The organism is Planctomycetota bacterium (genome assembly GCA_018242585.1).
In the GTDB taxonomy this organism is placed as follows: domain Bacteria; phylum Planctomycetota; class Planctomycetia; order Pirellulales; family PNKZ01; genus JAFEBQ01.
Map to the genome: position 1 here is coordinate 1 of JAFEBQ010000054.1, position 10,135 is coordinate 10,135.

The 10,135-nt window shown below is 61.5% G+C and carries 11 protein-coding genes and 1 riboswitch; of the genes, 5 read left to right on the forward strand and 6 right to left on the reverse strand.

The window, feature by feature from the left end:
• The first annotated feature begins 41 nt into the window (after positions 1–41).
• Positions 42–782: a hypothetical protein gene (locus JSS27_21490; protein ID MBS0211524.1), complete on the forward strand. Its 741-nt coding sequence runs from the start codon at positions 42–44 to the stop codon at positions 780–782.
• Positions 783–1,005: 223 nt separating this feature from the next.
• Here JSS27_21490 and JSS27_21495 read toward each other — a convergent pair whose 3' ends face one another.
• Positions 1,006–2,670, reverse strand: coding sequence for a PQQ-dependent sugar dehydrogenase (locus tag JSS27_21495; GenBank protein ID MBS0211525.1), 1,665 nt, complete (start codon positions 2,668–2,670; stop codon positions 1,006–1,008).
• Positions 2,671–2,910: 240 nt separating this feature from the next.
• On the opposite strand from JSS27_21495, the gene JSS27_21500 reads away from it, so the two are divergent.
• Positions 2,911–3,489: a DUF1211 domain-containing protein gene (locus tag JSS27_21500; GenBank protein ID MBS0211526.1), complete on the forward strand. Its 579-nt coding sequence runs from the start codon at positions 2,911–2,913 to the stop codon at positions 3,487–3,489.
• A 91-nt stretch (positions 3,490–3,580) separates the two neighbouring features.
• Here JSS27_21500 and JSS27_21505 read toward each other — a convergent pair whose 3' ends face one another.
• From JSS27_21505 to JSS27_21525, 5 genes are all read right to left on the reverse strand, one after another.
• Complete coding sequence (locus tag JSS27_21505; protein MBS0211527.1) at positions 3,581–4,705, reverse strand: exo-alpha-sialidase; 1,125 nt, start codon at positions 4,703–4,705, stop codon at positions 3,581–3,583.
• Positions 4,706–4,757: 52 nt separating this feature from the next.
• Positions 4,758–5,027, reverse strand: a complete 270-nt coding sequence (locus tag JSS27_21510) for a MoaD/ThiS family protein (protein MBS0211528.1) — start codon at positions 5,025–5,027, stop codon at positions 4,758–4,760.
• 122 nt (positions 5,028–5,149) lie between these two features.
• The gene (locus tag JSS27_21515) at positions 5,150–5,689 is read right to left on the reverse strand and encodes an SRPBCC family protein (protein ID MBS0211529.1); all 540 of its coding nucleotides are present in this window, start codon (positions 5,687–5,689) and stop codon (positions 5,150–5,152) included.
• Between the two features lie 253 nt (positions 5,690–5,942).
• The gene (locus JSS27_21520; GenBank protein ID MBS0211530.1) at positions 5,943–6,569 is read right to left on the reverse strand and encodes an SRPBCC domain-containing protein; all 627 of its coding nucleotides are present in this window, start codon (positions 6,567–6,569) and stop codon (positions 5,943–5,945) included.
• A 367-nt stretch (positions 6,570–6,936) separates the two neighbouring features.
• Positions 6,937–7,287 carry a winged helix-turn-helix transcriptional regulator gene (locus tag JSS27_21525; GenBank protein MBS0211531.1) on the reverse strand — a complete coding sequence of 117 codons (351 nt, stop codon included), beginning with the start codon at positions 7,285–7,287 and terminating at the stop codon, positions 6,937–6,939.
• A 255-nt stretch (positions 7,288–7,542) separates the two neighbouring features.
• Between JSS27_21525 and JSS27_21530 the strand changes: the two genes are divergently transcribed.
• The 3 genes from JSS27_21530 to JSS27_21540 all read left to right on the forward strand — a co-directional run.
• Positions 7,543–7,869 (forward strand): hypothetical protein, encoded by a 327-nt coding sequence (locus JSS27_21530; protein ID MBS0211532.1) that lies wholly within the window; start codon positions 7,543–7,545, stop codon positions 7,867–7,869.
• 259 nt (positions 7,870–8,128) lie between these two features.
• Positions 8,129–8,467, forward strand: coding sequence for a hypothetical protein (locus JSS27_21535; GenBank protein ID MBS0211533.1), 339 nt, complete (start codon positions 8,129–8,131; stop codon positions 8,465–8,467).
• Between the two features lie 32 nt (positions 8,468–8,499).
• Positions 8,500–8,662: riboswitch (cobalamin riboswitch) on the forward strand.
• A gap of 123 nt (positions 8,663–8,785) precedes the next feature.
• Positions 8,786–10,135 (forward strand): ribonucleoside-diphosphate reductase subunit alpha (locus JSS27_21540; GenBank protein MBS0211534.1); only part of this gene is annotated, 1,350 nt, incomplete at its 3' end.

A 10,135-nucleotide genomic window follows, 5' to 3' on the forward strand; every position in this document is an offset into this window, starting at 1 on the left:
TCTCAAGTGCATAACAGGCTCTAGAGACAGAATGTGTCGCATTGGGCAATGTGGCTTCGAGATGTCGAGTAGGCATCGGTGTCGCGACTGGCGCCGACAATGTATTCATCGTCGACCGACACCTGGACGAAGTCGAGCCAAGTCTGCTCATGCCGCTCGTCACCACCAAGGACATCGCATCAGGGTCGGTGCATTGGCGAGAGCAATGCGTCATTAACCCATTCGTGGGCGACACGGCGGAGCTAATTGATCTTAAGCGGTTCCCCAAAGCCCAGAAGTATTTCGATCGCCATCGCTTACGCTTGCAAGGCAGGAATGTCGCCAAACGCGATCAGTTGCGATGGTATCGGACGATCGACAGGATTTATCCTGGCCTGCAAAAGCTACCCAAGCTTTTGATCCCTGACATCAAAGCCAATAACCTTATCGTCTTTGAGCCTGGGAAGCTGTATCCGCACCACAATCTGTATTTCGTCGCTTCCGAGCAATGGGATTTGCTAGCGCTACGAACGATTCTTTGCTCGTCAGTGGGCAAGTTCTTTGTCTGGATGTACGGCGTCAAGATGCGGGGCGACTTCCTGCGCTTCCAGGCACAGTACCTACGCCGAATCTGCATCCCGCGCTTCGAGTCTGTCGGCAAGCGGACGATTAACAAGCTGCTCTCCGTCGACCAGTCGACTGACCAGGACGAAATCGATCGCATTGTCGCTGACGTTTATGGACTGAGCGATGCAGAAATGACACTCATTCGCGGTATCGCAGCGCCGCGCAGGCAGCTCTAAACAAAGCCGCGGACTTTCGCCACGTCGACCAAACGGTTGATAAACGAATGAAAATCGAGCCGCTTGTCTACTTTTGAAAATCCGAACTCCCAGTCATCCGCCTGCTTTGGTTGACGCTTCAGTCGCCTAATTGTCGTCGGCGCGAACGCAATGGCGACCCTACCGGTTTTAGGGAAGCGATAGGCAGTCCGACTTCTTATTCGCACTCCATCGTGACAACCACCTACTTCATCCTTGGCGGGGTGATCTTTAGCAGCGAGCCGGTGCCGGCGACGAACTTGCCGTCGATCACCCACGCGTTGCGCAGCAACACATACAGCGCACCGTCGTCGCCGAACCGAAAGTCGACCGGCCGGCGCAAGCCACTGGCAAACGTGCTCACTCGCTCCGGCCGCGCGGGATCGAGCGTCTTGATCCAACCGTGGACGAAGTCGGCAAAGAAATACTGTCCCCGATACGCCTCGGGCCACGTCTTGCCGTGCGGCGCGAAGTCGCCGCCGGCAATCGACGCTTGAGGATAGGTGTGAATCGCGCCGGTCATGCCCGGCGCGCTCGTCGGCCCGTGCTCGACCAGTGGCCAGCCATAGTTCGCGCCGGCCGCGCCCCGGTTGATCTTCTCGAACTTGCCGCCCACGTCGTTGATCAGCATCGTTCCCGTCGCGCGATCGAAGGCGAACGTGTACGGATTGCGACAGCCGCGCGCCCAGATCGCGCGGTACTTGCCCGACGTGTCGGCCACGAACGGATTGTCGTCGGGCACGCTGCCGTCACGATTCAAACGGAGCAGCTTCCCTTGCAGTGTATCGAGCTTCTGGGCCGGCAGCTCGGCGGTCTGTTCACCGAGCGCGACGTACAACTTGCCGTCAGGGCCAAAGTGAATTGCTCCCCCTTGATGGCCAGCTTGCACCTTGCCGCCGAGTTGCCGCTGGTCGTCCCCTTCGAGCAGAACCAGCTCGCTGCCGGTCTCGGCCACGTTGCCGCGCAGCGTGAAGCGGCTGAGACGATGGTGAGGGTATGGCTCCTTGGCAACCCAGACGACGTAAATGAACTGGTTCTGCGCAAAGTCAGGATCGATCGTCACGCCGAGCAGGCCGCGCTCCCACGTACTGTCGACCGGCAGCGTGACGACCGGCTCGGGCAGCAGCTTGCCATCGGCAACCAACCGCAACTGCCCCGCTTGTTCCGCAACCAGAATGCGTCCATCGGGCAAGCATTCCAGGGCCGTCGCGCCGCTCAGCCCTTTGACCACCACGGACATCCGGAAGCCAGCGGGCAACTCGATCGCACCGGCAATTCCAGCGCCGGGCGTCACTTTGCCACCGGGGCGCAGCGATTCGAGATACGCGACCAGGTCGGTAAACTCTTCTCGCGACAATTGCGTGGCCAGCCCCTCGGGCATCAGCGACTTGTCGCTCGGCTGGCGCGATTCGACCTCGTCGGCGCGCAGCTCGACCACCTTGCCGTCGACGCCGGCCACCTGCAGTTGGCCGCCTGGCGCTTCGCGCACGATGCCGACCAGCGCTCGGCCGTCGCTGGTTTGGAGGGTGCTGGTCCGAAAGCCTTCGACGATCTGCCGCGACGGTTCGAGCAGCGACTCGACCAGATGAGGCCGATCGAACTTGCCGCCAATGACCGTCAACTCTGGGCCGACTTGCCCGCCGTATTTGCCGATTCGATGACAGACGGCGCATTTGGCGCGCTGATCGCTGTTGAACAACTTGGCGCCACGAAACGGATCGCCGGCATGCGTTAGCGCATAGTCTTCATACTGCCGCTGCAACTCGGCCACCGTAGGGGCCACGTCGTCAGCAGCGGTCGCGCGTGCATCTATCAGCAGCGTCACAACGGCCAAGCTCAACGCCGATCGAGATACGAAGGTCTTAGGCATGGAGACTATCCTACCGATTCACGCGCCCCTTGCCACGCGGCCCGCACGAGCCCTTCTCCCCCGGCCCCCGGCGAAAAGGTGGCCGAAGGCCGAATGAGGGTCACTGCCGCGCCGTATTTTGCCTTACCAACAAAACGCCTGGCGTCCTCACGAGCCCTGCGCCACCCACTCCCGCAATCGCCAACCGTTCCCTAAAGTGATGCGCACGCCAGACATTTTATCTTCTCAACAGGACCGTGCATGAAAACTTCACGACTCGAAGCGTTCAGCGACGGCGTGATGGCCGTGATCATCACGATCATGGTCCTCGAACTGAAAGTGCCGCACGGGACCGACTGGATCGCCCTGCGCGGCTTGGCGCCCATCTTTACCGCGTACGTGATCAGCTTTGTCTACGTGGCGATCTATTGGAACAACCATCACCATCTATTGCATTTGACCGAGCGTATCAACGGCGGCGTGCTGTGGGCCAACATGCACCTGTTGTTCTGGCTGTCGCTGATTCCCTTCACCACCGGCTGGATGAGCGAGAACGACTTCGCGCCCCTGCCGACGGCGCTGTATGGGGGCGTGTTCTTGATGTCGGCGGTGGCCTGGCACATCTTGCAACGGGCGCTCGTGCGCGAGCAGCATAACGAAAAGTTGCGGGCGGCGCTCGGCGCCGACCTGAAAGGAAAGGCCTCGTTGATCATCTATCTGGCGGCGATTCCGCTGGCCTTTGTTCGACCCTGGCTGGCCATCGCGCTGTACGCCCTGGTGGCGTGCCTGTGGCTGATCCCCGATCGACGGTTCGAGGCGCAACTCGCGCGCGACGAGTGATCGTGGCGCTCGTCGAGTGAAGTTATCCACAAGGCCCCCGGTCATTGACCGGGGGCTAATGGCGGACGACGACGCGTGCGAGTTGTTCGCGTCAATGCCCAAATCGGGCGCAATAGATTTGCGGCAAATGATTCGCGACGCATGTCCACGACGCGCCGCCGTTCTCGGAAATCCACAGCGAGCCGGTCGAGCTGCCCATCACCAGCCGGTCGCCCGAGCTGTCGACGTCGAGCGCGTGGCGAAAGACGATGTCGTAGCAATGCTCTTGCGGCAGTCCGCCAGTTAGCAACTCGAACGATCGCCCGCCGTCGCGCGTGCGTGTGACGACGAGCTTGCCCTGCACCGGCACGCGGCATTCATCTTTGACCCCCGGCACGAACCAGGCGGTGTTCGCATCGTGCGGATGCACGACGACGGCAAAGCCGAACACCGACGGCTCGACCGGCCGGATTTCCTGCCACGACCGCGCGCCGTCGGTGGTGCGGAAGATACCGTTGTGATGCTGCACCCACATCGCCTCGGGCGCGGCCGGGCACTGTACCAACCGGTGTGGGTCTTGCACGTTGGGATCGCCGGCCTGTTCTGGCGGCATGTACTCGGCGCGCATGCCCGCGGCGCGGCACTGCCACGTCGCGCCACCGTCCTCGGTCACCCAGGCTCCGCCGCACGAGATGCCGACGGTTACTTCCTGGCTATTGCGCGGATTGACGGCCACCGAGTGAATGCCCGGGCTGTCCTTGCCGCCGCCGAACCATTTCCAGCGCTCGTCCCGATTCCACAGCGAATCGATCAGCTCCCACGAATCGCCGTAATCGCGCGAGCGGAACAACGCGCCGGGAATCGTGCCGGCCCACAGCGTGCCCGGCTGGTCCGCGCCGCCGGGCGTGAGTTCCCAAATCTCTTTCAGGCTCGAAAAGTCGCGCCGCGCGCCGATCTCGCCCGCCTCGGCCTGCCGGCGGCGATCGTCGTCGGTGAGTTGCGGATAGACCGGCACGGCGCAGGCCTGCCACGACTGGCCGCGATCGCGCGAGCGATGCAGCTTGACGCCGAAGTGACCGTGGTCGAGCGCGACATACAGGGCACCGTCGCGCGGATCCTCGACCAGCATGTTGGCGTTCTGACCCAGGAAGTCAACCTTGTCGATCTTCCAGCCCGACGCGCCGCGCGCCACGGTGAACATTCCCTTGCGCGTGGCCAGGTAGACGCGATCGCTCATGGGTGCGGTCCTTGGTTTGCCGAGATCGGTCCTGGGCCAACGCTTCGCCGCGCTAGCCGCCCGATAAGGCTTGCATCACGTAGATTTCACTCTGTTCGCTCGCCGAATCGCTGAGCCCGTCGCGGTCCTTGATCGCCTGGCCATCGACGAACACGACCATGTGCTTGCGCAGTCGGCCGTGCTCGTCGAGAATATAGCCGCGCAATTGCTCGCGACCGACGAACACGGCCGCGAGCGCATCATGCACCGTTGCCCCATCGACCATGACGTCGGGACACTCGACGTGGCGCTTGAGGTTCGGAGTGAAGACAACGCGGGGCATTTCGATTAGTCCGTTGTCAGTTGTCCGTGGTCAGTTGTGTTCCGCTACGAAGTCAATGCAAGGCAGTATCCACAAGACACCTCTCCCACAACTGACTACTGACAACGGACCACTGACTACTCTCACTTCTTCGCATTCGCCTCGGCAATCGATTTCATCGACGCCAGACCTTGATCGAACATGCCGCCGATCATTTTGTCGCAATCGATCACCAGCCCCATCGCCTTGCCGACCAGGTTCTTTTCCCCTTTCATCGACCAGGTGACCTTGGTTTGGTTGTCGGCCGGCTCGAACTTGAACACCACGTCGTTGGTCCCTTCCATCGGCCGCTTGAAATCGAGCTTGATGCGAACCATTTCGCCGGGCTTGCTCTCGGTGATCGCCATGTGCCCTTCGCCGACGTTGCTGTCACCCGACCAGCCAAAGCCAGCGCCGACGCCCGACGATGGGCCGTCGAAGCTGTTTTTGGCCGCGGGATCGAGCTTGGCCCACGGGCTCCAAGCCTCCCACTGGTGGAAGTCGTTCACTTCGTTGAAGACCACGGCCGGCGGGGCCGCCACCATCGTCGAACGCTCGACGCTCATTGTCGCTGGCTGCATGGCCGCCACGCCGATGAAGGCCGCCACCAGAATCACGATAACCAACAGAATGATTTTGACGATGCGCATGCTAGGCCTCGCTCGTTACGAGTGAATGAATGGTCCGCCTGATTTACCCTTCTCCCCCGGGGAGAAGGCTTGCCGCGCGCTCGGTGATGAGACACTCGCACATGACCAATATCACCGAACACACGAGCTGTCGTTTTACCCGCGCGTTGCAAAAACCGCCAGCGTTTCGTCCTAGCGCTATCGAACGCATGGGCAACAGTTCTTCGATCCGCGACGTTCTCTCACCATGTCGACAATCGTGCCAGCGCTACTCGCTGTGCTGTGTCGCTAGGAACGCCGCCAGTTCGTCCAGCGTGCCCGTCCAGCCGTGTTGCATGCTGTCGCGGCCGCCGCGGAAGATCTGCCGCTCTTGTTCGCTGGCGTGGATCGGCAGGCCAATCATCTCGATCTGCGTTTTGTCGCCAACGTCGCTGAAATGCACGATCGACAATACTTCCAAGGGCCACTCCGGCGCGAACGGATGCCGCGTTACACCTCCGTCGGCGTCGGAAAACGACGCCACGAACGACAACAATTCCGGCGCGACGACCTGGCGAAAAACCCAACGTCCCCACATTTCACGCCCCTCGGGCGAAACGAGGGCGTAATGGAACATGCCGCCAGGCTGGACATCGTTCCGCCCCGTGCGAAACGTAAAACCTTTCGGCCCCCACCAATGTTGCAACATGGCCGGCTCGGTCCAGGCCTGATAGACCAACGCCCGCGGCGCGTCGAACACCCGCGAGATTCGGAACACCTGCTCCCGCGCGGCCGGGCTTTCGGCGAACAACCCATCGAGCAATTCCCCCAGCCGTTCGAGTGTCTGCACCGCGCCGGTATCGGCCCGATAGTTCTTGATGATGAAGGCTAGCGCCTCGGCCGACTCGAATACCATCTTCAAGGTAACGCGCGTCTGCTCCCCCAAAGCTTCAAGGGTGATGATGGTCCGGTGGATCGACGGTTCGCACTCGGCGTCGGGAACGTGCTGGAATGCAATCCGCTCGGGCCGCACCACTTCGTCATAGACGATCCGATTGTGGTAGTCGCGCCCGTCGGGGCCGTGCATCACCAATCGCCACACGCCGCCGGGACGGAGGTCCATCGAGCGCGTGGTCGTCGAGAATCCGCGCGGTCCCCACCAGTTGGCCAGATGTTTCGGATCGGTGAACGCTTCGAACACCAGCTCGCGCGGCGCGTCGAACACGCGCGTCACGACCAACTCGCGGTCGCTCGTATCACCGGTGGATGTTCCCGATGCGTCGCTATTTTTTGCGGCCATGCTTTTTATCCTTGGCTTGAAGTTCTTTCAGGTAGTCGTCCAACCGGTCGAAGCTTTCTTCCCAGTGCTTGCGGTAGCGTTCGAGCCAGCCAGCCACATCTTTCAGCGGCGCCGCCGCCAGTCGGCACGGCCGCCACTGCGCCTCGCGCCCCCGGGTGATCAGTCCGGCCCGTTCGAGCACCTTCAAGTGCTTCGAGATGGCGGGCAGGGTCATCTTGAATGGCTCGGCCAGCTCCGACACCGAGGTTTCCCCGCGGGAAAGCCGGGCCAAAATGGCGCGGCGCGTCGGATCGGCCAAGGCGGCGAACGTCGAGCTGAGTTGATCGGCGACCATCTTAATATACCATTTGGTTAATTAACCTATCGGTACAATACGATCGCGACTCCAGCACGTCAAGCAGGATTCAAGCGCTGGCAGCGTGCATGACGGTCGCCAACCTTAAGCCCCCCCTGAAGGCTTAAGGTTTTGTAGCGATACACACGAGGACGTAGGTTTTCACTTCCGTTGCGCGATTCCAGCAATTAGGGTAGACCCCAGGGGCGACGACAGACGCCCTCCGATTTATTCAACTTCTGGAGATTCGTCCCCATGGCCAAGTCCGCTGGTAAGAGCAAGTCGTCCGCCGTGCGCGACGCACTGACCGCCCATCCCGAAAAGTCGCCCGCCGAGATCGCCAAGGAAACCGGCGCCAAGATTTCGCTGGTCTACAATGTGAAGTCCACCATGGGCAAAACCAAGAAGCGGAAGAAAAAGTCGTCGGGCAGCGCCAAGGCCAGCGTCGCGCCTCGCGCCAAGGCTCCCCACAGCATGCACAGCGCCCTCGACTCGGCCTTTGAGTACGTGGTCAAAGTCGGCGGCTTGATTCACGCCGAAGAGTTGCTCGCCAAGCTGAAGAAGTTGAAGGAACGGCTGTAGGGGAAGTTGCTGGTTGCGAGTTGCTGGTTGCGAGTGAAGGCGAAGGCTCTCGCGTTTGGCCGCTGCAGTTGTGCAGCGATTGTTTCACTCTTGAGTTATCACGGAATATGCGACGTGTTGTTAACGGATTGACTCTTGCGCTGTTGGTGGTGGCGCAGTTTTTCACGACACTGTGCTCTAATGTGTCGGCGCAATCGCCTGCTCCGCTGCCGCAGCCGACGCGCCGCCGGTCTACTTGTTCTACGACTCGCCACCGACGATGGGACAGCCGGCCAAGGATCCTCGTCACTCGGCCAACTTCGGCGCGCCCTTGGCCCAGCGCCTGAAACAACTCGGCGTCGAGTGCGAGTTCAACTATCCCGGCGCGCCGGACAAAGCACACGAACATGTTTTTGTTCTTTGTGGATCACCTCAAAGCGAACGCGAAGTGACGCATTTTTGTTTTTTGTCAGTTGTCAGTGGTCTGTTGTCAGTTGCAAAAGGCATTCAGCTAGCAATCGCGCCGCGAGAAGCTCGTCAGACAACAACTGACAACGGGCCACGGACAACTGACCTTCTCCTCATCAAACTTGAAAAAAGTTTGTCTGCAGGGCATTGACGGCAATAGACGATACCTAGTATGCTTCCGCCCGCCATACCACAAGGTATGGTGCTTGCTGCCGCCGGGGGTTATGACCCGGCCGTAGAAAATCGGGGGAAGTCCGGTGTAAATCCGGCGCTGTCGCGCAGCGGTAAGGCGTGCTCCATTGGGGCCCGCTAAGCCCGAATACCCGCCGCAAGCTGTTGCCATTTCGCCCTTCGCGTCCAAAGGGTCTGGGAATGTCGTCTGCGCGCACCTCTCGTTCTGCGCCTGCACTCCGACAAGACCGCTCACTTTGCGCCTCGGGCTTGGTTCTTGCCAGGAAGTGCCCAAGCCATGTCGATTGCGCCTCAGGTCTCCTCGTCCGATCCCGATTCAGTTCCATCGTCGGGTTCCGTTGCGCCGCCGCAATCGGTTCGTAAGCGCGACGGCAGCGTCGTCCCCTTCGACGGCCGGCTGATTGCCGCAGCCATCACCAAGGCTTTCAAGGCTGAGTTCGGTCTGCCCCCCGACGCGGCGCTGCCATCATCGCTGGCTGCGAAGGTCGCCGAGTTGAACGCCCACGTGCTGGGTTGGTGCGATGGTCGCATCGGCCTGCAGGTCGAACGGATCCAGGACGAGGTCGAACGAACGCTGATGACCGCCGGCGAGCACCGTGTCGCCCGGCGCTATGTGCTCTATCGCGAACAGCACGCGCTGCAGCGCCGCAACCGCGCGATTATCTATCGCCGCGCCGATGGCAGCGATGCCCCGCTCGACGTCGAACAACTGCGCCGCCGCATTGAAGCGGCCTGTGCCGGCTTGCCCGAGACGGTGGCTGCCGCGCCGGTGCTCGACCAGACGGTCGCCCAACTTTACGTCGGCATCACCGAAGCCGAGATCACCCAGGCGGCCATCATGGCAGCCCGCGCGCGGATCGAACTCGAACCGGACTATACGTTTGTGGCCGCGCGATTGCTGCTGGCCGAGATGCGCGAGCGTGTGTTGGCGACCGAAGGTTTGTCGACATCAACGCCGGCTGAAGAAACCGACCAGGCCTATCGCGACGGCTTGGCGCGCTACCTGGGGCGGGCCGTCGACGCGGGCCTGCTCGACGAGCAGATGGTCACGTTCGACCTCGACCGGCTGGCCGAGGCGCTGCGTCCCGAGCGTGACTTGCAGTTCGCTTACCTGGGGCTGCAAACCCTGTATGACCGCTACTTGCTCCGCGTCGATGGCCAGCCGATCGAGTTGCCCCAATGGTTCTGGATGCGCGTGGCGATGGGGCTAGCAATGCAAGAAGCGGATCGCGAAGCCCGGGCCATCGAGTTCTACGAGTTGATTTCGCGGTTCCTGTTCACCCCCGCCACGCCCACGTTGTTCAACTCGGGCACGCGGCACCCGCAACTGTCGTCGTGCTATTTGTCGACGGTCGACGACGATCTCTCACAGATCTTCAAGACCATTGGCGATAACGCCATGTTGTCCAAGTGGGCGGGCGGGCTCGGCAATGATTGGACCCGGGTTCGCGCGCTCGGCGCGCACATCCGTGGCACCGGCGGCAAGAGCCAAGGGGTGATCCCGTTCCTCAAGATCGTCAGCGACACGGCCGTGGCCGTGAACCAGGGAGGCAAGCGCAAAGGGGCCGTCTGTGCCTACCTGGAAACGTGGCATCTGGACATCGAAGAGTTCCTCGAGCTGCGCAAG

What these genes read in the sequence shown, in the direction of transcription:
- JSS27_21495 (MBS0211525.1), bottom strand. Translation starts at nt 2,670, where the DNA reads ATGCCTAAGACCTTCGTATCTCGATCGGCGTTGAGCTTGGCCGTTGTG.
- JSS27_21500 (MBS0211526.1), top strand. Translation starts at nt 2,911, where the DNA reads ATGAAAACTTCACGACTCGAAGCGTTCAGCGACGGCGTGATGGCCGTG.
- JSS27_21505 (MBS0211527.1), bottom strand. Translation starts at nt 4,705, where the DNA reads ATGAGCGATCGCGTCTACCTGGCCACGCGCAAGGGAATGTTCACCGTG.
- JSS27_21510 (MBS0211528.1), bottom strand. Translation starts at nt 5,027, where the DNA reads ATGCCCCGCGTTGTCTTCACTCCGAACCTCAAGCGCCACGTCGAGTGT.
- JSS27_21520 (MBS0211530.1), bottom strand. Translation starts at nt 6,569, where the DNA reads ATGGTATTCGAGTCGGCCGAGGCGCTAGCCTTCATCATCAAGAACTAT.
- JSS27_21525 (MBS0211531.1), bottom strand. Translation starts at nt 7,287, where the DNA reads ATGGTCGCCGATCAACTCAGCTCGACGTTCGCCGCCTTGGCCGATCCG.
- JSS27_21530 (MBS0211532.1), top strand. Translation starts at nt 7,543, where the DNA reads ATGGCCAAGTCCGCTGGTAAGAGCAAGTCGTCCGCCGTGCGCGACGCA.
- JSS27_21535 (MBS0211533.1), top strand. Translation starts at nt 8,129, where the DNA reads ATGGGACAGCCGGCCAAGGATCCTCGTCACTCGGCCAACTTCGGCGCG.